This is a genomic window from Streptomyces sp. SudanB182_2057, from assembly GCF_964272715.1.
Classification (GTDB): Bacteria; Actinomycetota; Actinomycetes; order Streptomycetales; family Streptomycetaceae; genus Streptomyces; species Streptomyces rubradiris.
Genome location: NZ_OZ186798.1, coordinates 5691982 through 5715454, shown reverse-complemented (window position 1 = coordinate 5715454; position 23473 = coordinate 5691982). Strand labels below are relative to the sequence as shown.

21 protein-coding genes are annotated in these 23473 nt (G+C 70.2%); 13 read left to right on the top strand and 8 right to left on the bottom strand.

The annotated features are described in order from the left end of the window. Nucleotides 1-15 precede the first annotated feature (15 nt). From ACSURM_RS25205 to cutA, 8 genes are all read left to right on the top strand, one after another. Nucleotides 16-1179: a mandelate racemase/muconate lactonizing enzyme family protein gene (locus ACSURM_RS25205; protein ID WP_436958030.1), complete on the top strand. Its 1164-nt coding sequence runs from the start codon at nt 16-18 to the stop codon at nt 1177-1179. Next, nucleotides 1176-2180, top strand: coding sequence for a zinc-dependent alcohol dehydrogenase (locus ACSURM_RS25200; RefSeq protein ID WP_436958029.1), 1005 nt, complete (start codon nt 1176-1178; stop codon nt 2178-2180). The genes ACSURM_RS25205 and ACSURM_RS25200 overlap by 4 nt, the downstream gene beginning before the upstream one ends. A 114-nt stretch (nt 2181-2294) precedes the next feature. Next, on the top strand, nt 2295-3296 hold the full coding sequence (locus ACSURM_RS25195) for a hypothetical protein (RefSeq protein ID WP_436958028.1): 1002 nt from the start codon (nt 2295-2297) through the stop codon (nt 3294-3296). A 5-nt stretch (nt 3297-3301) separates the two neighbouring features. Further along, nucleotides 3302-4411, top strand: coding sequence for a multiple monosaccharide ABC transporter substrate-binding protein (gene chvE / locus ACSURM_RS25190; protein WP_436958027.1), 1110 nt, complete (start codon nt 3302-3304; stop codon nt 4409-4411). 34 nt (nt 4412-4445) lie between these two features. Beyond that, nucleotides 4446-5996 (top strand): multiple monosaccharide ABC transporter ATP-binding protein, encoded by a 1551-nt coding sequence (gene mmsA / locus ACSURM_RS25185; protein ID WP_436958026.1) that lies wholly within the window; start codon nt 4446-4448, stop codon nt 5994-5996. Then, nucleotides 5993-7234, top strand: a complete 1242-nt coding sequence (mmsB, locus tag ACSURM_RS25180) for a multiple monosaccharide ABC transporter permease (RefSeq protein WP_436958025.1) — start codon at nt 5993-5995, stop codon at nt 7232-7234. Before mmsA ends, mmsB begins: the two co-directional genes overlap by 4 nt. Before the next feature lie 25 nt (nt 7235-7259). Beyond that, nucleotides 7260-8408, top strand: coding sequence for an aldose epimerase family protein (locus ACSURM_RS25175; RefSeq protein WP_436958024.1), 1149 nt, complete (start codon nt 7260-7262; stop codon nt 8406-8408). A gap of 176 nt (nt 8409-8584) precedes the next feature. Next, a complete protein-coding gene (gene cutA, locus ACSURM_RS25170) occupies nt 8585-8917 on the top strand; it encodes a divalent-cation tolerance protein CutA (RefSeq protein WP_436958023.1) in 333 nt (110 codons plus the stop codon). 48 nt (nt 8918-8965) lie between these two features. Here cutA and ACSURM_RS25165 read toward each other — a convergent pair whose 3' ends face one another. Further along, complete coding sequence (locus ACSURM_RS25165) at nt 8966-9418, bottom strand: hypothetical protein (RefSeq protein WP_436958022.1); 453 nt, start codon at nt 9416-9418, stop codon at nt 8966-8968. A 472-nt stretch (nt 9419-9890) separates the two neighbouring features. Here ACSURM_RS25165 and ACSURM_RS25160 point away from each other — a divergent pair, with 472 nt between their 5' ends. The 4 genes from ACSURM_RS25160 (at nt 9891) to ACSURM_RS25145 (ending at nt 13847) form a co-directional block, all read left to right on the top strand. After that, nucleotides 9891-11075: a helix-turn-helix domain-containing protein gene (locus ACSURM_RS25160; protein WP_436958021.1), complete on the top strand. Its 1185-nt coding sequence runs from the start codon at nt 9891-9893 to the stop codon at nt 11073-11075. A gap of 116 nt (nt 11076-11191) precedes the next feature. Next, a complete protein-coding gene (locus ACSURM_RS25155) occupies nt 11192-12148 on the top strand; it encodes an arabinan endo-1,5-alpha-L-arabinosidase (protein WP_436958020.1) in 957 nt (318 codons plus the stop codon). 87 nt (nt 12149-12235) lie between these two features. Continuing rightward, on the top strand, nt 12236-12973 hold the full coding sequence (locus ACSURM_RS25150; RefSeq protein ID WP_436958019.1) for a VOC family protein: 738 nt from the start codon (nt 12236-12238) through the stop codon (nt 12971-12973). Nucleotides 12974-13103: 130 nt separating this feature from the next. Beyond that, complete coding sequence (locus ACSURM_RS25145) at nt 13104-13847, top strand: intradiol ring-cleavage dioxygenase (RefSeq protein WP_436958018.1); 744 nt, start codon at nt 13104-13106, stop codon at nt 13845-13847. Between the two features lie 81 nt (nt 13848-13928). Here ACSURM_RS25145 and ACSURM_RS25140 read toward each other — a convergent pair whose 3' ends face one another. Both ACSURM_RS25140 and ACSURM_RS25135 read right to left on the bottom strand, forming a co-directional pair. Continuing rightward, complete coding sequence (locus ACSURM_RS25140) at nt 13929-14144, bottom strand: hypothetical protein (protein WP_436958017.1); 216 nt, start codon at nt 14142-14144, stop codon at nt 13929-13931. Nucleotides 14145-14225: 81 nt separating this feature from the next. After that, complete coding sequence (locus tag ACSURM_RS25135; protein WP_289967653.1) at nt 14226-14684, bottom strand: RrF2 family transcriptional regulator; 459 nt, start codon at nt 14682-14684, stop codon at nt 14226-14228. A 75-nt stretch (nt 14685-14759) separates the two neighbouring features. On the opposite strand from ACSURM_RS25135, the gene ACSURM_RS25130 reads away from it, so the two are divergent. Next, nucleotides 14760-17711, top strand: coding sequence for a glycoside hydrolase family 35 protein (locus tag ACSURM_RS25130; RefSeq protein WP_436958016.1), 2952 nt, complete (start codon nt 14760-14762; stop codon nt 17709-17711). On the opposite strand, the gene ACSURM_RS25125 is transcribed toward ACSURM_RS25130, so the two are convergent. From ACSURM_RS25125 to ACSURM_RS25105, 5 genes are read right to left on the bottom strand one after another with little or no spacing between them, the layout of a single operon-like run. After that, nucleotides 17712-19232: an alpha-N-arabinofuranosidase gene (locus ACSURM_RS25125; RefSeq protein WP_436958015.1), complete on the bottom strand. Its 1521-nt coding sequence runs from the start codon at nt 19230-19232 to the stop codon at nt 17712-17714. A gap of 14 nt (nt 19233-19246) precedes the next feature. After that, the gene (locus ACSURM_RS25120; protein WP_436958014.1) at nt 19247-20209 is read right to left on the bottom strand and encodes an arabinan endo-1,5-alpha-L-arabinosidase; all 963 of its coding nucleotides are present in this window, start codon (nt 20207-20209) and stop codon (nt 19247-19249) included. A gap of 16 nt (nt 20210-20225) precedes the next feature. Next, nucleotides 20226-21065: a carbohydrate ABC transporter permease gene (locus ACSURM_RS25115; protein ID WP_436958013.1), complete on the bottom strand. Its 840-nt coding sequence runs from the start codon at nt 21063-21065 to the stop codon at nt 20226-20228. Continuing rightward, nucleotides 21062-22009 (bottom strand): carbohydrate ABC transporter permease, encoded by a 948-nt coding sequence (locus ACSURM_RS25110; protein WP_436958012.1) that lies wholly within the window; start codon nt 22007-22009, stop codon nt 21062-21064. Before ACSURM_RS25110 ends, ACSURM_RS25115 begins: the two co-directional genes overlap by 4 nt. Further along, the gene (locus ACSURM_RS25105; RefSeq protein WP_436958011.1) at nt 22006-23364 is read right to left on the bottom strand and encodes an extracellular solute-binding protein; all 1359 of its coding nucleotides are present in this window, start codon (nt 23362-23364) and stop codon (nt 22006-22008) included. Before ACSURM_RS25105 ends, ACSURM_RS25110 begins: the two co-directional genes overlap by 4 nt. Nucleotides 23365-23473 lie beyond the last annotated feature (109 nt).

Sequence of the window (23473 nt, the reverse complement as noted above, 5' to 3'; positions counted from 1 at the left end):
TGAGGGGCAACTGCCGTGCGCATCACCGGAATCAGCACACACGTGGTCGGCACGCCGTGGCGCAACCTGACCTATGTCCAGGTGCACACCGACGAGGGGATCACGGGAGTCGGCGAGACCCGGATGCTCGGGCATACGGACGCGCTGATCGGCTATCTGCGGGAGGCCGAGGTCAACCACATCCTCGGCTCGGACCCGTTCGCCGTCGAGGACCTGGTGCGTCGTATGAAGTACGGCGACTACGGCCGCGCCGGCGAGATCGTGATGTCCGGCATCGCGGTGGTCGAGATGGCGTGCTGGGACATCAAGGGCAAGGCGCTGGGCGTGCCGGTGTGGCAGCTGCTCGGCGGGAAGGTCACCGACAAGGTCAAGGCGTACGCCAACGGCTGGTACACCACCGAGCGGACGCCGGAGGCGTACCACAAGGCCGCCCAGGGGGTCGTGGAGCGCGGTTACCGGGCGCTGAAGATCGACCCGTTCGGCACCGGCCACTTCGAGCTGGACCACCAGGAGACCCTGTACGCCGTCTCGCTCATCGAGGCCGTACGGGACGCCATCGGCCCGGACGCGGAGCTGATGCTGGAGATGCACGGCCGCTTCTCCCCCGCCACCGCGGTCCGGCTGGCCAAGGAGATGGCGCCGTTCAAGCCCGCGTGGCTGGAGGAGCCGGTGCCGCCGGAGAACCTGAAGGCGCTGGAGAAGGTCGCGGCCAAGGTCGACATGCCGGTGGCCACCGGCGAGCGCATCCACGACCGCATCGAGTTCCGCGAGCTGTTCGACAGCCAGTCCGTGGACATCATCCAGCCCGACGTCGGCCACATCGGCGGCATCTGGGAGACCCGCAAGCTCGCCGCCACCGCCGAGACCCACTACATGCTGGTCGCCCCGCACAACGTCGGTGGCTCCGTGCTCACCGCCGCCTCCCTCCAGGTCGGCTTCACCTCCCCGAACTTCAAGATCCTCGAACACTTCAACGACTTCGCGGACGCGGAGATCAAGAAGGTGGTCAAGGGCGCCCCGCAAGTGAACCCGGAGGACGGCTGCTTCCACCTCTCCGACGCGCCCGGTCTCGGCGTCGAGCTGGACGTCGACGCGGCGGCCGAGTTCCCGCAGCAGCGGGCCCACTTCGACCTGTGGGCCGAGGGCTGGGAGAAGCGCAATCCGAAGGACGCCCAGTGAGTTCACAGGTCCTCGTCGAGGCGCCGGGCGTGCACCGGGTCGAGGCCCACACACCGCGCGAACCCGGCCCCGGCGAGGCGCTGGTGGCCGTGCACGCGGTCGGCATCTGCGGCAGCGACCGCGAGGTGTACCAGGGCAACCGGCCCGAGGGGTACGTCCGTTACCCGCTCGTCCCCGGGCACGAGTGGTCGGGGACGGTCACCGCGGTCGGGGCCGGCGTGCCCGGCTCGCTGGCCGGCCGCAAGGTGGTCGGCGAGGGCTTCCGCAACTGCCAGGTGTGCGACCGCTGTCACGCGGGCGAGACCACGCTGTGCACCGCCGGGTACGAGGAGACCGGGTTCACCCGGCCCGGTGCCATGGCGGCCACCCTCACCCTGCCCGCCCGGCTGCTGCACGTACTGCCGGACGACGCCGACCTCACCGCCGCCGCGCTGCTGGAGCCGGCCGCCTGCATCGCCGCCGCCGCGCTGAAGGCGAACGCCCGGCCGGGCGAGCGGGTCGCGGTGGTCGGCACCGGCACCCTCGGGATGTTCGCCGTGCAGTTCCTCGCGGCCGGCTCGCCGGCCGAGCTGCTGGTCGTGGGCACCCGCGGCGACCGGGAGGCGCTGGCCCGGCGGTTCGGGGCGAGCGACTTCCGACTGCGGGACCAGGAACTGCCCGCCGACTTCGACGTGGTGATCGAGACCGCCGGGTCCGCCTCCGCCGCGCGGACCGCCGCCGCGCTGCTGCGGCGCGGCGGGCGCCTGGTCCTCACCGGGATCCCGGCGCCGGGCGCGGACGGGCTCGACCCGACCGATCTCGTCGTGCGGCAGCTGGAGGTGCACACCGTCTTCGGCGCGCCGCCGGACGCCTGGGCGCACGCCGTGCGGGTGTTCGGCGCCGGGCTGCTGGACCCGCTGCCGCTGGTCACGCACGAGGTGCCGCTGACCGACTTCCCGCGGGCCATCGAGCTGGTGGGGGCCGGCGACCCCGCCGTGGGCAAGGTGCTGCTCCGCCCCTGACCGTACGCCGGCCGGGGGGTGCCCTGACCACGCCCCGGCCGGCGTACCTCCACGCTTCTTCCGCCACCCAGAGCCGCGACCCTTGTCCGACATACCGAACACGAAGGACAGCTTGTGACCGACGCTTCCGCCCCGGCAGCCCGCAGGCCCGGCGAGCAGGTGCTCGCCGCTCTCGGTCTGGGCGCGCCCGCCCTCGACCCCGCCGACGCCTCCGTCCACACCTTCCCGGGCGGCGGCCGCTGGCGCACCGAGATCCCCTCGTGCGAGGGTCCCGAGGCGCTGGCGGTCGTCCTCAAGGAGGCCTCCCGCCTGGACGTGCCGATCCACCGGATCAGCCAGGGCAGCGGCGTGTGGATGCTCACCGACGACGAGATCACCGAGATGGTCGAGGCCACCGCCGAACGCGACATCGAACTGTGCCTGTTCACCGGCCCGCGCGGCACCTGGGACACCGGCGGCTCGGTGCGGACCGACTCCCGGGGGGCCGGACTGCGCGCCCGGGGCCACGACGCGGTCGCCGGCTGCGTGGAGGACGCCGTCCGGGCCACCGAGCTGGGCGTCAAGTGCCTGCTCGTCGCCGACGAGGGCGTGTTGTGGACCCTGCACCGGGCCCGTACCGCCGGCATCATCCCGGCCGACACCACACTGAAGGTGTCCGCGCTGATCGGCCCGGTCAACCCCGCCTCGTACGCCGTGTACGAGCGGCTCGGCGCCGACTCCGTCAACGTGCCCAGCGATCTGACACTGGACCACCTCACCGAGATCCGGCGGGTCTCGGGCGCCCCGATGGACATGTACATCGAGGCCCCGGACGACCTCGGCGGCTACGTCCGGATGTACGAGGTCGCCGAGCTGATCCGGCGCGGCGCCCCGCTGTACCTGAAGTTCGGCCTGTCCAAGGCGCCCGGCATCTACCCGTGGGGCCGCCACCTGCGGGACCTGACCCTGGACACCGCCCGGGAGCGGGTGCGGCGCGGCCGGCTCGCCCTGGACCTGCTCGCCCGGCACGGCGCGGACGGCGACATGGCGCCGCTCGGCTCCCGGCTGCCGGGGTCCCTCCACCGCTTCCCCGTCGAAGCGTCCGCCCCTCTCAACGACGAGAACGACAAGGACTGATCCCCATGCGCAACCGCAGAGCCGCCCTCGCCTCGATAGCCGGCGCCGCCTCGCTCGCGCTCGCCCTCACCGCCTGCGGCCAGAACAGCGAAGGCGGCAGCAAGGAGAAGTCCGGCGACGCCAAGGGCGGCACCATCGGCATCGCCATGCCGACCAAGTCCTCCGAGCGCTGGATCTACGACGGCAAGAATGTCGTCAAGAGCCTGGAGGCAAAGGGCTTCAAGACCAAGCTGGTCTACGGCGAGGACGACCCGGAGACCCAGGTCTCGCAGATCGAGAACCTCATCACGCAGGGCGTGAAGGGCCTGGTCATCGCGGCGATCGACAACAAGTCGCTGAACAGCGTGCTCCAGCAGGCCGCGGACGCGAACATCCCGGTCATCTCCTACGACCGGCTGATCCTCGGCACCAAGAACGTCGACTACTACGCCTCGTTCGACAACGAGAAGGTCGGCACGCTCCAGGGCACGTACATCGTGAACAAGCTCGGGCTGGACAAGGGCGCGAAGGGCCCGTTCAACATCGAGCTGTTCGCCGGCTCCAACGACGACAACAACACGAAGTATTTCTTCGGCGGGGCGATGAAGGTGCTCCAGCCGTACATCGACAAGAAGCAGCTCGTCGTCAAGTCCGGGCAGACCCGGCTCAACCAGGTCGTCACCCTGCGCTGGGACGGCACCACCGCCCAGAAGCGCATGGAGGACATCCTCACCTCGTCGTACAAGACCGGCCGGGTCGACGCGGTCCTCTCGCCGTACGACGGCATCTCCATCGGCATCCTGTCCGCGCTGAAGTCGGACGGCTACGGCTCGGGGAGCAAGCCGCTGCCGGTCCTCACCGGCCAGGACGCCGAGCTGGCCTCCGTGAAGTCGATCATCTCGGGGCAGCAGACGCAGACCGTCTACAAGGACCTGCGCAAGCTCGCCGAGATCGCCGCCACGATGATGGACGAGTCCCTGAAGGGCAACAAGCCCGAGGTCAACGACACCAAGACGTACGACAACGGCGCCAAGGTCGTGCCGGCCTATCTGCTCCAGCCGGTCAGCGTCGACAAGTCGAACTACCAGAAGGTGCTGGTCGACGGCGGCTACTACACCGAGTCCCAGCTGAAGTGACCCGCCCATTTCCTACGGAGTGAAAGGCACGACCATGGCGGGACCCGTCCTGGAAATGCGCTCGATCGTCAAGACCTTTCCCGGTGTCAAGGCGCTGTCGGACGTCACCCTGGCCGTCCGGCGGGGCGAGGTCCACGCCATCTGCGGGGAGAACGGCGCCGGCAAGTCCACCCTGATGAAGGTGCTCTCCGGCGTCCATCCGCACGGCACGTACGAGGGGGAGATCCTCTTCGAGGGGGAGACCTGCCAGTTCCGTGACATCCGGGCGAGCGAGCAGCGCGGCATCGTCATCATCCACCAGGAGCTGGCGCTGGTGCCGCACCTGTCCATCGCGGAGAACCTCTTCCTCGGCAACGAGCACGCCACGCGCGGCCTCATCAACTGGCGCGAGACCCTGCGCCACGCCACCGAACTGCTGCGCCGGGTCGGCCTGGACGAGCACCCGGAGACCCGGGTCGCCGACATCGGCGTGGGCAAGCAGCAGCTGGTGGAGATCGCCAAGGCGCTGTCCAAGCAGGTGAAGCTGCTGATCCTGGACGAGCCGACGGCGGCCCTGAACGACGAGGACAGCGACAAGCTCCTCGATCTGATCCTGGAGCTGAAGAAGCAGGGCATCACCTCGATCATCATCTCCCACAAGCTCAACGAGATCCGCAAGGTCGCCGACTCGGTGACGATCATCCGGGACGGCCGGTCCATCGAGACCCTCGACGTGAAGGCGCCGGAGACCACCGAGGACCGGATCATCGCCGGCATGGTCGGCCGCGACCTCGACCACCGCTTCCCCGAGCGCACCCCGCACCGCCCGGAGCAGGGCGTCGCACCGGCGCTGGAGATCCGCGGCTGGACCGTGTTCCACCCGATCGACCAGCAGCGCAAGGTCGTGGACGACGTGTCGCTGACCGTGCGCCGCGGGGAGATCGTCGGCATCGCGGGCCTGATGGGCGCGGGCCGCACCGAGCTGGCGATGAGCGTCTTCGGGCGCACCTACGGCCGGTACGCGGGCGGCACGGTCCTCAAGGACGGCCGGGAGATCCGTACCAAGACGGTGGCGGAGGCGATCGGGCACGGCATCGCGTACGTCACCGAGGACCGCAAGCACTACGGCCTGAACCTCATCGACACCATCAACCGGAACATCTCGCTGACCGCGCTGGACAAGGTCGCCAAGCGGGGCGTGGTGGACGAGCACGAGGAGCGGCAGGTCGCCGAGGGCTTCCGCACGTCCATGAACATCAAGGCGCCCACCGTGTTCGAGCCGGTGGGCAAGCTCTCCGGCGGCAACCAGCAGAAGGTCGTCCTCAGCAAGTGGATCTTCGCCGGTCCGGACGTGCTGATCCTCGACGAACCGACCCGCGGTATCGACGTGGGCGCCAAGTTCGAGATCTACACGGTCATCGACCAGCTCGCCGCCCAGGGCAAGGCGGTCGTCTTCATCTCCTCCGAGCTGCCCGAACTGCTCGGCATGTGCGACCGCATCTACACGATGGCCGCCGGACGGCTGACCGGTGAGGTGCCGCGGGCCGAGGCCACGCAGGAAGTGCTGATGCGCCAGATGACGAAGGACAAAGAGGTAACGCGATGAGCACGGATGTGACCGCCAAGAGCCCGGCCCCCGCGCCGCCGGGCGGCGGAACGGGGGCCGACGGGGGCCTGCTCGGCCTGGTACTGGCCGGGCTGCGCCGCAACATGCGCCAGTACGGCATGCTGATCGCGCTGGGCCTGATCGTGGTCCTCTTCGCGATCTGGACCGACGGGGACCTGCTGCTGCCGCGCAACGTCTCCAACCTGGTGCTCCAGAACAGCTACATCCTGATCCTCGCGATCGGCATGATGCTGGTCATCATCGCCGGGCACATCGACCTGTCGGTCGGCTCGCTCACCGCGTTCACCGGCGCCTTCGCGGCCGTACTGACCGTGCAGCACGGGGTGTCCTGGCCCGTCGCGCTGGTGCTGTGCCTGGTGGTGGGCGCCGTCGCGGGTTCGGTCCAGGGCTATCTGATCGCCTATCTCGGGATACCGTCCTTCATCGTCACCCTCGCCGGGATGCTCCTCTTCCGCGGTCTGACCGAGATCCTCCTCAAGGGACAGACCCTCGGCCCGTTCCCCGAGGGCCTGCAGAAGCTCGGCAACGGCTTCCTGCCCGAGACCGGCCCGAACACCAACTACCACAACCTCACGCTGCTGCTCGGGCTGGTGCTGATCGCGGCCGTGGTGTGGCAGGAGGTCCGGGACCGCCGCCGCCAGCAGGAGTTCTCCCTGGACGTCCTGCCGGCCCGGCTGTTCCTGCTCAAGCTGACCGCGCTGGTCGCCGCGATCCTGGTCGTCACCCTGCTGCTCGCCAGCTACAAGGGCACCCCGATCGTGCTGATCGTCCTCGGCGTACTGATCGTCGGCTACGGCTACGTCATGCGCAACGCGGTCTTCGGCCGGCACATCTACGCCATCGGCGGCAACCTGCCGGCGGCCAAGCTGTCCGGTGTGAAGGACAAGAAGGTCACCTTCTACGTCTTCCTGAACATGGGCGTGCTCGCGGCCCTGGCGGGTCTGGTGGTCGCCGCCCGACTGAACGCGGCCTCGCCGAAGGCGGGCGTCAACTTCGAACTCGAGGCCATCGCCTCCGCGTTCATCGGCGGCGCGTCCATGAGCGGCGGGGTCGGCACCGTCCTCGGCGCCATCATCGGCGGCCTGGTCCTCGGTGTGCTGAACAACGGCATGAACCTCCTGAGCGTCGGCACCGACTGGCAGCAGGTCATCAAGGGCCTCGCCCTGCTGGTGGCGGTCGGGTTCGACGTGTGGAACAAGCGCAAGTCCGGTTCGTGAGCACCAGAAAGCGAGAGCCGCACCCATGGAACTGAACAGACGCACGGTCATCGCGGGGGCAGCCGCGGCGGGCCTGGCCGCCACCACGCTCGGCGGCACGGCCCACGCGGCCCCGGGAAGGAAGCCGGTGAAGGAACTCTTCGGCACGCTCGCCGACGGCACCGAGGTCCACCGCTGGTCGCTGGAGAACGGCGGCACCCGCATGAAGGTGCTGTCCTACGGCGGGGTCGTCCAGGCCCTGGAACTCCCCGACCGGCACGGCCGGTACGCCAACGTGGTCGCCGGTTTCGACGACCTCGCCGACTACGCGGCCGGCAGCCCGTACTTCGGCGCGCTGATCGGCCGCTACGGCAACCGCATCGACGCCGGCCGGTTCACGCTGGACGGGAAGCCGTACCAGCTCGACGTGAACGACGGCGGCAACAGCCTGCACGGCGGCGCCCGAGGCTTCGACAAGCGCGTGTGGGACGTCGAGCCGTTCACCGAGGGCACCGACGTCGGCCTGCGGCTGCGCTACACCAGCGCCGACGGCGAGATGGGGTACCCGGGCACGCTGCGCACCCGGGTGACGTACACCCTCACCCGGCACGGGGACTGGCGCATCGACTACGAGGCCACCACCGACAAGGCCACCGTCGTCAACCTCACCAGTCACGTCTACTGGAACCTGGCCGGTGAGGGCAGCGGGAGCATCGAGGACCACGAACTGTCCCTCGCCGCCGCCCGCTACACCCCGACCGACGCCGGCCTCATCCCCACCGGAGAGCTGGCCAAGGTCGCGGGCACGCCGTTCGACTTCCGGCACGCCAAGCCCGTCGGCCGGGACCTGCGGGCGGGCCACGAGCAGCTCGTGCTGGCCCAGGGGTACGACCACAACTGGGTGCTGGACAAGGGGATCACGGCACGGCCCGAGCACGTCGCGACCCTGCGCGACCCGCACTCCGGCCGCACCCTGAAGATCGCCACCGACCAGCCGGGGATCCAGTTCTACTCCGGCAACTTCCTCGACGGCACGCTCACCGGCACCTCCGGCCGCACCTACCGGCAGGGCGACGCGCTGTGCCTGGAGACGCAGCACTTCCCGGACTCGCCGAACCAGCCGTCGTTCCCGTCGACGGTGCTGCGCCCCGGCCGGACGTACCGGACGACGACGATCCACCGCTTCAGCGCGTGAAGCCCCTCTGGCGCCGGACAGGCTGAACGAGGCCGCCGACACCTCCGTGTCCGGGCACGGCCCGCCCGGGCCCGCGCCCGGACACGGAGGTCGTCTTCCCCGGTGCTGGTGGGCGGGCAGCCGGTCCCGCTACCGTCCGTCCGGTAGAGGACCCACCCCCGGAAGGAACACCGCCCATGGCAGAGCACCGGCACCTGACCGTCCTGACGACCACGGACAGCGAGGAGAGGGCGAAGTCGCTCGCCGCCGGAGCGGTGGAGTCCCGGGTCGCCGCGTGCGCGCAGATCAGCGCCCCCGTCACCAGCGTCTACCGCTGGGAGGGGGCGATCCGGACCGAGCGGGAGTGGCAGATCCTGTTCAAGACCACCACGGCCCGCTACGAGGCCCTGGAGACCTACATCAAGGAAGCCCACGACTACGACACCCCCGAGATCATCGCGACCCCGATCGTGACGGGCAGCGACGCGTACCTGGCCTGGCTGGACGAGGAGACCAAGCCGGCCGGGTAGCGGCCCGGCCGTACCGGCAGGCTTGCTGAGCGGTTTCTCCGCGACGTGTCACTTACGGGACTTGAACAAGCGTGCTGGATCCCATCCGTCGGTCAGCTGGTCGACCAGGGCCTGAGCGGCCACCTGTGGCGGGTCGATGTACTGCCACTCACACCGTCCGGGATGGCCTCGGTAGATCGTGCATCCAGTACCGAGGGGCTCCGCTTTCTTCAAACATACATCGATGTCCGCGAGCCACTGGACGGGCGATCCATCGCGCCAGCACAGGTAGACGTCGGACTCCGGGTCGGCGCGGGCGCCCGTGCGGAGGAAGGCCGCGTGGAAATCGTGGGGCACGTCTTCGACCAGGCACTGGAACACGTCGTACGGCGACCACTCGATGCCGGGGCGGGGAGAACCGATCGCCTCGGCTGCCGACCTGACCTCACTGTCCAGCCTTGTCCTGGCCAGGCAACGGAAAGTCATCACCGAACCCCCGTCGTCGTCACCGTAAGCGCCCACCCCGACAGGGCACAGACCGCGAGACCGAGCGCGACCCGGGCGGGGGAACACCTACGTGAGGTGCGTTTCACCATCCGCATGACCGGACCGGACCACCCGCGCAACCGAAGCCCACCGCCCCGATGTCCGCACTGCCGGATGTTGCGGGCCGCCTCGAAACGGGCGGAGGCGTCACCGGCCTTCATCGCTCGGGCGAGCCTCGCCTTCTGGGCGGCGCAGTTGCCGCAACCGGGCTTCGGCTTGGCTTCGTACAGCCAAGCGTCTATCGGCAGGGCGACCAATGCTTCAACCGTGCGGGGTTCCGCATACCCTTGTCGCCGTTCCGACCTCTTCCTCATCCCGCCCTCCCTTCGCTGTCTGTAACTAGACAACTGCGGGAGTCCAAGATCAGTTAACACTGGTCTTGCACAATGACCGCACCGCAAACGGCAACTGATGGCACGACTCCTTCCTGGCGTGGAACAGTGGTCGCATGGAGAGCACCCCCGCACCCGGCGAGAACATCGCCGTGCTGCGCAAGGCGCGAGGGATGGGTCAGGCCAAGCTGGCCCGCGAGGCCGGTATCTCGCTGTCCTACCTCAGCAAGATCGAGGTCGGGCTTCGGCCTGCAACGCCCCCCGTGGTCGCCGCCATCGCCAAAGTCTTGAGGGTCCAGGTGCAGCGCATCTACGGCCAGCCCTACCTCGGCCCGTCCGAACAAGCCGACTTGCTCAACGACCTCCGGGCCGCAGTCAGGCGGTACACGCTTCCCAAGGAAGACGTGCCCGAGCCCTCGGCATTGCAGGCCGCCGTCGGCAAGGCCATGCGGCTCCGAGCGGAAACCAACTATCTGGCGCTGCTCGGAATGCTCCCCAGACTCCTGGGCCAGGTCACCGCGACCGCCTTGACGGCGGCGTCCGGGGAGACGGGCGCGTGGACACAAGTCTCCGACGTGTACGGGTGTGCCTACGCCGTCGCCCACCGCCTGGCACAACCAGACCTCGCCGACATGATCGTGTCCCGGCAGTCCTGGGCCGCACAACAGACGTGGAACCCCGAGGCCGAGGTGGCGGCGGCCTGGAACGAAGCCGGCACCTACCAGTCGGCCGGTCATTATGACGACGGCCTGGCGATCATCGAGCGGGCCATCGGCAAGTACGAGGCGGCTTCTCCGGGGGACTCCCTGGAACGCGCCCTGTCCCTGGGATCGCTTCACCTTCGAGGTGTCGTCCTGGCTTCCCGGGCGAAGGACGCCACCGCCACCGCCGATCATCTTCAGAAGGCGAAACGGCACGCCAAGCGTATTCCCCGGGACGTTCTGCGGCACAACTTGACGTTCGGCCAGGAGAATACGGCCCTGTACGAGCTTGCGGCCCACATCGAACTGGGGAAGCCGGACAAGGCCGTGGACATGAGTACGCCACTGCTCAGCGAGCCGCCGACCGGCCTTACACCCAACCGCTTGGGACGTATGTTCATCGATATAGCCAGGGCCAGGCTGGACGTCAAGGATTACGCCGGGGCGGAAGAGGCTCTTGAGAAGGCGTTCGGAATCGCTCCCCAGATGACAGAGGTTCACCCCATGGCCAGAGAGGTGATCCGGGTGCTTTTCGTCCTCCACCAAAGGTCTCGGCCGAATTTGATGAAAATGGCCGAGAAGTCCGGCCTCTCCAAGTAGACCCCCTGTGAATCCCTGTCAGAACCGTTGACTCGTTAACCAATCGCTTCTACGGTCCCGTCCGAACTGGCGATCGTTGTTCGGTATCACGAACACACCCAGAAGAGGGAGCCGCAATGAAGCGCACCGCACTCCTCGCCGTCCCCGCCGCCCTGTTGCTCGCGCTCGTGCCGGGTACCGCCTCCGCGTACCCCAACCCCGGCACGGTGACCGGCAGCACCGTCGTGCACGATCCGACGATGATCCGTACCTCCGGCGGCCGTTACCTGCTCTATGCCACCGGTGGCGGCCTGGGTCACCGGACCTCCACCGACCGGATCTCCTTCACCGCGGGCGCGGACGCCTTCGGCACCAAGCCGTCCTGGTGGTCGTCGTACGCCACCGAGGCATGGGCGCCGGACATCTCGTACGCCGGCGGCAAGTACCTGATGTACTACGCCGTCTCCAAGTTCGGCGAGAACACCTCGGCGATCGGCCTGGCCGGTTCCACGACCGGGCTGCCCGGCTCCTGGACCGACTACGGCGTCGTCTACACCTCCACCTCCGGCAGCGACTACAACGCGATCGACCCCAACCTCTTCGTGGACGACGACGGCAAGTGGTGGCTGTCCTTCGGCAGTTGGTGGACCGGCATCAAGATGATCCGCATCGACCCCGCGACCGGGAAGCAGTACGCGGGCGACACCAAGCGCTACTCCCTCGCCGCCCGGCCCACCGGCAGCAAGGCGGTCGAGGCGCCGTACATCGTCAAGCGCAACGGCTACTACTACCTCTTCGCCTCCTACGACGTCTGCTGCCAGGGCACCAGCTCGACGTACAAGGTGAAGGTCGGCCGGGCGACCTCGGTCACCGGGCCGTACTACGACAAGAACGGCGTGGCGATGACGAACAACGGCGGCACCCCGGTCCTGGAGTCCCACGGCAACGTCATCGGCCCTGGCGGGCAGTCCATCATGCGCGACGTCGACGGCGACCTGATCGTCTACCACTACTACGACGGCAACGCGGCCGGCACCCCGAAGCTCGGCATCAACCTGCTGAACTGGTCGTCGGGCTGGCCGGTGGCCTACTGAACCTCACAGTCGGCTACGGCCCCGGTGCGAACCACGCTCCGCGGCACTCCGGCCACGGTCCCGGCGGCGACTTCTAAGATCTGCCGCATGCCATCAAGACTCGTGCAGATCAACATGAAGGCCCAGGACGACTCCGCGCTCGGCCGGTTCTGGGCGGAGGCGCTCGGTTGGGGTGTCGACAGCGAGGGTCCCGGGGTCACCAACCTCGAACCCGTGGGTTTCGCCTACCCCGACCCCGCGGCCGTCTGCATCGACATCATCGCCCGCCCGGAACCCAAGACGGTGAAGAACCGGGTGCACGTCGACCTGGCCACCACCTCCGCCGCCCACCAGGCCGAACTGGTCGCGCGGTTGCGGGAGCTCGGCGCGACGCCCGCCGACGTGGGTCAGGGCGATGTCCCCTGGACGGTGCTGGCCGACCCGGAGGGCAACGAGTTCTGCGTCCTGGAACCCCGCCCGGTCTACCAGGACACCGGGCCGATCGCCGCGGTGGTGGTCGACTGCGCCGACCCACGGGAAATGGCCCGGTTCTGGGACCGGGCGATCGACTGGACGCTGCACGAGGTCACCGACGACCTCGCGGTCCTGCGCTCCGCCCACGGCGTCGGCCCGTACCTGGAGTTCGTCCGCACGCCCGACACGAAGAGCGTGTGGAACCGCGTCCACCTCGACATCGCCCCCTATCGCGGTGACGACCTCGCGGCAGAGGGGGCCCGGCTGCGCGCCTTGGGCGCCACCGATCCCGGCATCGACCAGTCCGCGCTCTCCTGGACGGTGCTGGCCGACCCGGAAGGCAACGAGTTCTGCCTCCTCACTCCTCGCTAGCCCGGGACGACGGCTCCGACTCCGGTCCGCCCCCGTCGTCGTGAGGTCGGCCGGAGCGCCCGCTTGACGGCTGCCCGCTTTGCCGAACTGACAGCTCGTCGACAGGAAGCGCCCCTACGGTGCCGTGTCCATGACAGACACCTCTGATGCCCGGAAAATCGGGCGCCGTACCGTGCTGGCCGCCGCCGGCGGGGCCGCCGCCGCGCTGACCGTGGGGGCCGCGGCTCCGCCGAAGGACGCGGACGGCACGCGGAACGCCGCCGCGGTCTGCACGCTCACCACCGAGCTGACCGAAGGCCCCTACTACCTCGACGGCGCCCTCGTCCGCGCCGACCTCACCGAGGGCAAGCCCGGCATCCCCCTGAGGCTCGCCCTGACCGTCGTCGACGCCGCCTGCGCCCCGCTCCCCGGCGCCCTCGTGGAGCTGTGGCACGCCGACGCGCTCGGCGAGTACTCCGGCTTCGTGGGCGCCAACGGGCACCAGGAGCCCGACGACCGCACCTTCCTGCGCGGCGGCGTCCTCACCGACTCCGGCGGGGTCGCCAGGTTCACGACGATCTACCCGGGGTGGTACCGGGGCCGCTGCGTGCACATCCACGTCAAGGTGCACACCGGCGTGACCGTGACACCGGACGGCCACTTCACCGGCGGCTCGACCGTCCACACCGGCCAGCTCTTCTTCAACGAGACGGTCACGGCGGCCGTGGCCAGGGTCTCGCCGTACGCCACCAACACCGTCCCGCGCACCACCCTCGCGCAGGACTCCATCTACGACGACCGGGGCGCCCGCTCCGGCCTGCTCACCCTCACCGCCCTCGGCGGCTCCGCCTCGTCCGGCTACACCGGCACACTCACGCTGGGGGTGGCGGACTGACGGCCGGCCGGGGCGGGAGGGGACACCCTCGGGCACTCTCGGGCGCCCTCGCCTCCTCCCGCCCCGGCCGGGGGTACTCGCTCAGCGGCCCTGGATACCCAGCGGAAGCAGGTTGTTCAGGGAGGTGGCCGGGTTGCCCGTCTCCAGTGAGCCGAGGAGACCCGACAGGAGGGAGACACCGGGGGCGCCGGCGGCGGGGAGGGGGGACCGGACGGCGTCGGCGGCCCCGGCGGCGGGAGCGGCGGCGGCCAGCAGCGCGGTGGCCAGGGCGGAGGCACAGGTGAGCTTCTTGATCACGTCCGTCCTAACGAACGGCACGGGCGGGGGGAAACGCGACGGTCCCCCGGTCGGCCCAGTCCCGCCGGGCCGGAGCCTCCCTCACGGGTTCTCCCACGCCGCCGGTTCCGCCGCCAGCGCCCGGACGGGCTCGGGCAGGGCGTCCGCCGCGAGGTCGGCCACGGTGACGCCCTCCAGGATGCGGCGGACGTTGGCGCGCAGCGCGATCCACAGCGGCAGCAGCGGCCGGGCCGTGCCCGTGTAGGCGAGGCCCGTCGGGCGTTCGCCGCGCACCGACACGATCGGGCCGTCCACCGCCCGGATGACGTCGGCCACGGTGACCGAGGAGGCCGCCCGCGCCAGCCGGTAACCGCCGCCCCCGCCACGCCGGCTGTCCACGATCCCGGCCCGCCTGAGGTCGCCGAGGATGCCCTCCAGGAACTTGTGCGGGATGTCCTGCACGGCGGCGATTTCCTCTGCTTTCACCGGGCCGTTACCCTGCCGTACGGCCAGCTCCAGTACCGCCCGTACCGCGTAATCCGCCCGTGCCGAGATCCTCATGGATCCATTGTGGGGCGTCCCGCCATGGAGAATGGCCGGACCCGCGCCCCCTAGGACCGCCCGGGAGGACCCACCTTGGCGCTCAGCAGACGTTCCTTCAGTGCCCTGGCCGGCTCCGCCGCGCTCGGGCTGGCCCTGGGCGGCAGCGGCGGCCCCGGGGCACCCTCCGCGTACGCGGGCGGCAGCGCGCCGACCGGTCCGGCACCGGCCCCGCCGCGCGCCGACGGCGCGCGGCACACCATCGGCTACGACCGTTACTCGCTGCTCGTGGACGGGCGGCGGCTGGTGGTGTGGTCCGGCGAGCTGCACCCCTTCCGGCTGCCCAGCCCCTCGCTGTGGCGGGACGTGCTGCAGAAGATGCGGGCGCACGGCTACAACGCCGTCAGCGTCTACGTGGCCTGGAACTACCACTCCCCCGCGCCCGGCCGGTACGACTTCTCCGGCGTCCGGGACCTGGACCTGTTCCTGCGCATGGCGGCGGAGACCGGGCTGTACGTCATCCTGCGGCCGGGCCCGTACATCAACGCCGAGGTGGACGGCGGCGGCTTCCCGGGCTGGCTGACCGCGACCGGGGGCACGGCCCGCACCGACGATCCCACGTACCTGTCGCACGTCGACGAGTGGCTGACCCAGGTGAACCGGATCGCCCGCCGGCACCTGTTCACCCAGGGCACCGGCACGATCCTGCTGTACCAGATCGAGAACGAGTACGACGCCCACCCCGCCGACGCCACCGGCCGGGCGTACATGACGCACCTGTACAAGAAGGTCCGGGCCGACGGGATCGACGTCCCTCTGTTCCACAACGACAAGGGCAGGAACGGCTACTGGATCCCCGGCTCCTTCGACACCGGCGGGGAGAAGGGCGGCTGGCTGTACGGCTTCGACGGCTATCCCTCGCCGTTCAAGACCCCGCCGGACTGGGGGCACTTCGGGCCCGGCGGGCCGAAGGGCGGGGCCACCGCCTCGCCGAGCACGCCCGGGTTCGTGCCCGAGTTCGGCGGCGGCTGGTTCGACCCGTGGGGCGGGGCCGAGTTCGACGGCAAGGGGTACGCCGAGTCGCGGCGCACCCGGGACGCGGCCTACGAGCGCCGCTTCTACCTGACCAATCTGGCCAACGGCCTCACCCTGCACAACGTGTACATGACGTTCGGCGGGACGTCGTGGGGCTGGCTGCCCGCACCGGTCGTCTACACGTCGTACGACTACGGCGCCGCCATCGACGAGGCCCGCAACGTCACCGAGAAGATCGCCCCGATGCACCAGCTCGGGCATCTGCTGCAACGCGTGCCCGACTTCGCCAAGCTGGACCGGGCGCCGGACGTGCGGGCCGAGGGGCTGAAGGTCTACCACCTGGCCAACCAGGACACCGGCGCGCACGTGTACATCGCCCGCAACGACGGCACCGAGGCGGTCACCACCGACCTGCCGACCGACGCCGGCACGCTGCGCGTCACCGTGCCCGGCAAGGACGCCAGGCTGCTGACCACCGGGCTGCGGCTGGGCCGGCGCAAGATGAAGCACTCCACCGCCTCGCCCATGCTGTGCCTGACGACGGGCCGGCAGGACATCGCCGTGTTCACCGGGCCCCGCGGCGAGATGGCCGAACTGGTCCTGAAGTCCCGCTCCGAGCCGTCCGTGCAGCGGCTGGACCCGGAGGGCGGCTGGGCCTACGACCGGGGCGAGCTGCACGTCAGCGCGCCCCTCGGCGAGGACGGGCTGACCCGGATGCTGGTGCGGAAGGGCGACAGCGACACCCCGCTGCTGCTGCTCTTCGCCGACGACGCCACCGCCGTCCGCCTGTTCCCGTACGACACCCCGTCCGGGACCCTCCTGGTGTACGGCCCGGCGCTGCTGCGCCACGCCGAGCTGCGCGGCTCCGAGGTGCGCCTCACCGGTGACCTGAAGGAGTCGACGAGCCTGGAGGTGTGGGCGCCGCGCGGGATCGACACCCTGGTCTGGAACGGGCGCCGGGTGACCACCCGGGTCACTCTCTCGGGCTCCTTGATGACCAGGGGGCCGCTGCCGGGGGTGCCCGAGGTGCGGCTGCCGCGGCTGGGCGGCTGGCGCATGCGGCGGGAGAACCCGGAGGCGGGACCGGGCTTCGACGACTCGTCGTGGAAGGCGGCCGACAAGACCTCGTCGTTCTCCACCACGGCCGTCCCCGAGGGACAGCCGGTGCTGTTCGCCGACGACTACGGCTTCCACTACGGCGACGTCTGGTACCGGGGTGCGTTCACCGACAGCACCGGCATCGAGGAGCTCGCGCTCGCCTACAGCACCGGCACCCAGGGCCTGCTGATGGCGTGGCTGGACGGCGAGCCGCTGGGCACGCACCGGATGCCCGTGCCGGACAAAAAGACGGTCCGCCAAGGGAGTTGGTCGGACACGGCCGTCTTCCCGGTCCGCGAGGCGCTGCGCTCCCCCGGCCGGCACGTGCTGTCGGTGCTGGTCCGGCGCATGCAGCACGACCAGGACGGCAAGGCGCTCGACACGCACAAGGTGGCCCGCGGGCTGACCGCGGTCACCTTCGGGGGCGCGGCGCCGGAGGTGCGCTGGCGCATCCAGGGCGAGGGCCCCGCCGACCCGGTGCGCGGGCCGCTGAACAACGGCGGCCTGTACGGCGAGCGGCACGGCTGGCACCTGCCCGGCTTCCGGGACGGCGACTGGGAGAAGACGGAGTTCCCGCGCGCGGAGCGGTACCAGGGCGTCACCTGGTACCGGACCGCGTTCCGGCTGTCGGTGCCGGACGGTGTCGACGCGTCGATCGGCCTGACCCTGGACGACGACCCGTACCGGGCCTACCGCGCCCAGCTGTTCCTCAACGGCTGGAACCTGGGCCAGTACATCAACAACGTCGGCCCCCAGCACACGTTCGTGCTGCCGAACGGCATCCTGCGCACCCGGGGCACCAACACGCTGGCGCTGGCGGTCCTGTCGGAGTTCACCACGCTGTCGGGCCCCGGGTCGGTACGGCTGACGCTGCTCGGCGCCGCGAGCGGCGGCGTACCGGTCACACCGGTGTGATCACGCCAGCCTGATCACGTTCCAGGACAGCGGCTCCAGTACGGCGGTGAGGGTGCCGTCCGCCAGGGCGGTGCCCTCGACCGGGTGCGGGGTGACGCGTTCGGGGTCGGTCAGGGTGTTGCGGGCGTCGGGGTCGGCGTCCGCGAGCGCGGTGTGCTCGGTGACGGTGGTCAGTTCCAGCCCCCGCAGGACGACTTCGAGGGGCAGCGGCTCGGTGCGGCTCCGGTTGACCGCGAACACGGTGACGGTGCCGTCGTCCGCGCGGACGGCGGTGGCGTGCAGCAGGTCCGTCTCGCCGTACTTCTTCGTCTCGTACGTCGGCGACTCCACGCGGACGTCCAGCACCTCGCCGCGGCCGTACTTCGATGCCTGCGCGAAGGGGAAGAACGTGGTCTGCCGCCAGGCCGGGCCGCCCGGCTCGGTCATGATCGGGGCGATGACGTTGACGAGCTGGGCGAGGCAGGCCACGGTGACCCGGTCGGCGTGCCGGAGCAGGGCGATCAGCAGCGAGCCGAAGACCACGGCGTCGGTGACGCTGTAGTTGTCCTCCAGCAGGCGGGGCGCCTCCGGCCAGTCGGACAGGTCGCGCGTCTCGGAGAACTCCACCCACTTGGTGAGGTACCAGACGTTCCACTCGTCGAAGGAGAGGTTGATCCTCTTCTTCGACTTCAGCAGCGCGCCCACGTGGTCGGCCGTGGCGACCACGTTCTCGATGAAGGACTCCATGTCGACGGCCGAGGCGAGGAAGGAGTCCACGTCGCCGTCGACGGGCTCGTAGTAGGCGTGCACCGAGATGTAGTCGACCAGGTCGTACGTCTCCTTCAGGACGGTGGCCTCCCACTCGGCGAAGGTGGGCATGGCCTGGGTGGAGGAGCCGCAGGCGACCAGTTCCACGCGGGGGTCCTGCTGGCGCATGGCGCGGGCGGTCTCGGCGGCGAGCCTGCCGTACTCCTCGGCCGTCTTGTGGCCGGTCTGCCAGGGGCCGTCCATCTCGTTGCCGAGGCACCACAGCCGGATGCCGAAGGGGTCCTTGTCGCCGTGGGCGGCGCGCAGGTCGGACAGGGCGGTGCCGGAGGGGTGGTTGGCGTACTCCTGGAGTTCCAGGGCCTCGGCGACGCCCCGGGTGCCGAGGTTCACCGCCATCATGGGTTCGGCCTGGGGGCCGACCTTCTTCAGGAACGCGATGTACTCGGACAGGCCGAAGCGGTTGGTCTCGGTGGAGTGCCAGGCCAGGTCGAGCCGGCGGGGACGGTCCTCCACCGGGCCGACGGAGTCCTCCCACTTGTAGCCGGAGACGAAGTTGCCGCCGGGGTAGCGGATCGCGGTGACGCCGAGTTCGCGGACCAGGTCCAGCACGTCGGTGCGCAGGCCGTCGGCGTCGGCCGCGGGGTGGTCCGGCTCGTAGACGCCGGTGTACACGCAGCGGCCGAGGTGTTCCACGAAGGAGCCGAAGAGGCGGGGGTTCACCTCGCCGACGGTGAAGGCGGGGTCGAGGGTGAAGCGGGCGGTGTGCTTGCTCATGGGTTCCTTCCGGGTCACTTGAAGACGGGCCAACCGGCATGCCAGCGAAGCTCGTTGAGCCCGAGCTTCGGGGTGCCGCCGTCCGTCGCGTCGTAGTAGTGGTAGGCCAGCCAGGTCTTGCCGCGGGCGCGGAACACCGACTCCCCGCCGGGGCCCGTGTAGCGGCCGTGCCCGGCCAGGAGGAGGTCGCCGCCGCCGTCGAGCATCGGCTTGCCCGTGCTGTCGGTGTACGAGCCCGTCACCGACGTCGAGCGGCCCACGCGGATCTTGTACGTCGAGTTCACGCCCGCGCAGCAGGTGTCGTAGGAGGCGAAGAGGTAGTAGTGACCGCCGTGGCGGACGATGGCGGGGCCCTCCACGGCGTACGGGGCGCCGGGGCGGGTCGCCAGGTGGTGGACCGGGGCCCCGGGGAGCGCCTTGCCGGTCCGCGGGTCCAGTTCGGTCATGCGGATGCCCGTCCAGTACGAGCCGAACGCCAGCCAGAGCCGTCCGTCGGCCCGGATCACGGCGGGGTCGATGGCGTTCCAGGTGTCGGTCGCCTCGGAGGTGTACGCGGGGCCGTGGTCGGTCCAGGTGCCGGGCAGGCCGGTGGGCGAGGTGGCGACGCCGATCGCGGAGTGGTTGGTGCCCCAGGAGGAGACGGCGTAGTAGAGCCAGTAGCGGCCGTCGCGGTAGGTCAGGTCGGGGGCCCAGGGGTCGGCGGTGGGGTTGTAGTCGTGCCACCAGGCGGGCGGGGCGGGGAAGGCGTCGCCCGCGTCCGTCCAGTGGCGCAGGTCGGTGGAGAGGCGGGCGCCGAGGACGCCGCCGGTGGAGTAGGCGACGTACCGGCCGTCCTTCAGCCGGTGCACGGTGGGGTCGTGGACGGTCTGCTGCCCGGTGAGCGGCAGCGGGTCGGGGTAGGCCGGTGCTGCCGAGGCCGTGGCGGGCAGCAGGGCCAGGGCGGCGGCCGCGAGGACGGCGGCGAGTCGGGGTCTCAACGCGGGGCTCCTCGGGTCACTGGCCGGCCAGGCCGGTGTGGGCCACGCCCCGCACGATCTGGCTCTGGAAGAAGACGAAGACGATGATCAGCGGCAGTCCGGCGATCAGGCCGCCGGCCATCAGCTGGGGCCAGACGATGCCGAAGGCGTTCTGCACGGTGGCGATGCCGTTGGGCATGGTCATCAGGTCGGGGTTGTTGGTCACCATGTACGGCCACAGGAAGTTGTTCCAGGACGCGATGAAGGTGAAGATCCCGACCGCGGACAGCGAGGGCTTCGACAGGGGCAGCACGATGGTGAAGAAGATCCGCCAGCGGCCGGCGCCGTCGATGAACGCGGCCTCCTCCAGCTCCCGGGGCAGGCCCTGGAAGAACTTGTAGAGGATGTAGACCATGGCGGCCGGGGCGCACTGGGGCAGGATCATGCCCCAGTAGGTGTCGACCATGCCGAGCGACTGGACCGTGGTGAACAGCGGGACGCCGAGGATCGCCGGGGAGAACATCAGGCCGGCCATGGTCAGGCCCATCAGGGGGCCCTTGCCGCGGAACTCGGTGCGGGCGAAGCCGTATCCGGCGAGGGAGGCGACCAGCAGCACGATCACCGTGACGGACACCGAGACGACGACGGAGTTCACGAACCAGTTGGGGATGTCGCCCGCCCGGAGCACCTCCTTCCAGGAGTCCAGGGTGACGTGCTCGGGTATCCAGTGCGGCGAGGTGACGGACTCCGTCGGGGTCTTCAGGGAGGTGGACAGGGCCCAGGCCAGGGGGGCGAGCCAGATCAGGGAGAGGGTGGCGGCGACGGCCGTGAGCGCGATCTGGGCGGGGGGCCAGCGGCGGGCGGAGCGGGTGGTCATCGGGTGGCCTCCTCGCGGCTCTTCAGCAGCCACATCCGGGCGAGCGCCACGGCCGCGATGATGACGAACAGGACGAAGGAGATCGCGGAGGCGTAGCCCACGCGGTAGGTGGTGAAGCCCTGTTCGAGGGTGTACTGGACGAAGGTGCGCGTCGATTCCTCCGGTCCGGGGCCGAACTGGTACATGACCACGGCCTGATCGAAGACCTGGAGGGAGGCGAGGACCTGGAGGGCGACGACCAGGCCGGTGATGGAGCGCAGGTTGGGCACGGTGATGTACAGCATCCGCTTCAGGGCGTTCGCGCCGTCGAGTTCGGCCGCCTCGTACAGGTGCTGCGGGATGTTCTGCAGGGCGGCCAGGTAGAGCAGGAAGGAGAAGCCGACCGTCCACCACAGGGTGGCGACGACGACGGCGAGCATGGCCGTGGACTTCTGGGTGAGCCACGGTGTGTCCAGGCCGAGGACGTGGTTGACCATGCCGTTGGTGGGCTGGAACAGCCACCACCACAGGTTGCCGATGACGGCCGAGGGCAGCAGGAAGGGCGCGAAGAAGCACAGCCGCCACAGCCACTTGAAGTGCGTGGTGTGGTGGGCGACCAGGGCCATCAGCAGGGCCACCAGGACGATCAGCGGGACGACGTACAGCGTGAACTGCGTGCTGTGCCACAGGGAGTCCCACACGAGCGGGTCCCGCAGCGCCTCGCGGTAGTTGGCGAGGCCGACGAAGCCGGTGTGGTCGCCGGAGATGTTGGCGTCGGTGAAGCTGAGGTAGAGGCCGCGGACGACGGGCAGGATGACGAACAGCCCGTAGACGACGAGGAACGGGGCGACGAACCAGCCGCCGTGCTGGAGGCGGCGGGACCAGCGCAGCCGGGCGGAGTCGGTGCCGGCGGTGGCGCGGGGGCGGGCCGTGCCGCCGGCCGTGGTCAGTGCCGTGCTGCTCATGCGGCGGTTCCCTTCAGCTCCTGGGCGGCGGTGCGCCCGGTCATCGGGTTCTTCGCCGCGAGCAGCCGCTCCAGCAGGGTCTTCATGCGGCGGGCCGCCTCGCCGGGGGCGGTGGAGCCGAGGTTGGAGGAGGCGATGACCGGGCCGAGGCGCTGGGCGAGGATGCCGGTGGAGCCCGCGAACCAGATGTGCGGCTCGTTGGCCTGGTGGTCCATGGCGGGCCGGGAGTACTCGTCCTGCGGGGTCAGCTCGCGGTAGCCCGGGTCCTCGAAGGTGGGCAGGTGGGCGGGGATGTGGCCGCCGAGGGCCCAGGTGGTGGCGTGGGTGACCATGTAGGCGGCGAGGCGGTAGGCGCCCTCGTCGGCGGCGCCGCCGCGGCCGGCCTGGTGGGGCAGGACGAAGGAGTGGGACTCGGCGTGGGTGGCCGGGGCGCCGAAGACCGCGGGGAGCGGCTGGGCGCCATAGTCGACCTTCTCGTCGTTGAAGTAGGGCACCGACCAGTTGCCCTCCCAGGTGAAGGGGGAACCGGCGAGGAACGCCTCGGCGTCGGTCTCGCCCGGGGTGACGTAGCCGTCGGTGACGTGCTTGCGGAAGAACTCCAGGACCTCGGTGGCCTTGTCGGTGTCGAAGGTCAGGTCCGTCTGGGCGGCGTCGAAGTAGGTGCCGCCGAGCTGCTGGTAGAAGGCGACGAAGAACCACCAGCAGAAGTTCTGGTCGTTGACGTGCAGGCCGAGAGTCTGCTGACCCCTCTTCAGCTGCTTCCTGGTCTCCTTCAGGACGGCGAACCAGTCGTCGGTGGAGGTGACGGCGGGCAGCCGGCCGGCGGAGTCCAGCAGCCCGGCCCTGCGGCACACGTCCTTGCGGTAGAAGCAGAGCTGGACGTGGATGTCGAGGGGCAGGGCGTAGAGCTCGCCGTCGACGACGCCGCGCTTCCACAGCACCGGGTTGAAGTCGGCCTCGCGCACCCCGTACTCGGCCAGCAGGCCGGTGTCCCAGGGGTCGAGGAGGCGTCCGGGGGCAAAGCCGGGGACGCGGCCCTGGTGCATGACGGCGAGGTCGGGGGCGCGGTTGCCGGCGGCGGCCATGGCGAGCTTGGTGTAGTAGGGGCCGCCCCAGGTGAGGGTGGAGTCCTTCACCGCGGTGCCGGGGTGCGCCGCGCGGAACGCGTCGACCATGGCGACCTGGTTGGCGCCGTCGCCGCCCTGGAAGAGGTTCCAGTAGCGCACCCGGGTGCGGGTGCCGGTGGCCAGCGCGTCGGCCCCGCTGCCGAGAGCGGCGAAACCGAGGCTCGCGGCCGTCACCAACCCGCCCGCGGCGCCGAGGAAGTGCCTGCGGTTCAGGCCAGGTTGTCCCATACCTTGCCCCTACGTTCGATATGCCGAATGGTGCCCGTAACTTCGAACGGGACCGTAGATTCCCCGCGCGTGCGCGTCAATGGGTTGGACAAAGCTCATAGGTCGTTCC

Coding starts and splice junctions, on each gene's coding strand:
- chvE (WP_436958027.1), top strand. CDS start 3,302: ATGCGCAACCGCAGAGCCGCCCTCGCCTCGATAGCCGGCGCCGCCTCG.
- mmsA (WP_436958026.1), top strand. CDS start 4,446: ATGGCGGGACCCGTCCTGGAAATGCGCTCGATCGTCAAGACCTTTCCC.
- mmsB (WP_436958025.1), top strand. CDS start 5,993: ATGAGCACGGATGTGACCGCCAAGAGCCCGGCCCCCGCGCCGCCGGGC.
- ACSURM_RS25175 (WP_436958024.1), top strand. CDS start 7,260: ATGGAACTGAACAGACGCACGGTCATCGCGGGGGCAGCCGCGGCGGGC.
- cutA (WP_436958023.1), top strand. CDS start 8,585: ATGGCAGAGCACCGGCACCTGACCGTCCTGACGACCACGGACAGCGAG.
- ACSURM_RS25160 (WP_436958021.1), top strand. CDS start 9,891: ATGGAGAGCACCCCCGCACCCGGCGAGAACATCGCCGTGCTGCGCAAG.
- ACSURM_RS25155 (WP_436958020.1), top strand. CDS start 11,192: ATGAAGCGCACCGCACTCCTCGCCGTCCCCGCCGCCCTGTTGCTCGCG.
- ACSURM_RS25150 (WP_436958019.1), top strand. CDS start 12,236: ATGCCATCAAGACTCGTGCAGATCAACATGAAGGCCCAGGACGACTCC.
- ACSURM_RS25145 (WP_436958018.1), top strand. CDS start 13,104: ATGACAGACACCTCTGATGCCCGGAAAATCGGGCGCCGTACCGTGCTG.
- ACSURM_RS25135 (WP_289967653.1), bottom strand. CDS start 14,684: ATGAGGATCTCGGCACGGGCGGATTACGCGGTACGGGCGGTACTGGAG.
- ACSURM_RS25125 (WP_436958015.1), bottom strand. CDS start 19,232: ATGAGCAAGCACACCGCCCGCTTCACCCTCGACCCCGCCTTCACCGTC.
- ACSURM_RS25115 (WP_436958013.1), bottom strand. CDS start 21,065: ATGACCACCCGCTCCGCCCGCCGCTGGCCCCCCGCCCAGATCGCGCTC.
- ACSURM_RS25110 (WP_436958012.1), bottom strand. CDS start 22,009: ATGAGCAGCACGGCACTGACCACGGCCGGCGGCACGGCCCGCCCCCGC.
- ACSURM_RS25105 (WP_436958011.1), bottom strand. CDS start 23,364: ATGGGACAACCTGGCCTGAACCGCAGGCACTTCCTCGGCGCCGCGGGC.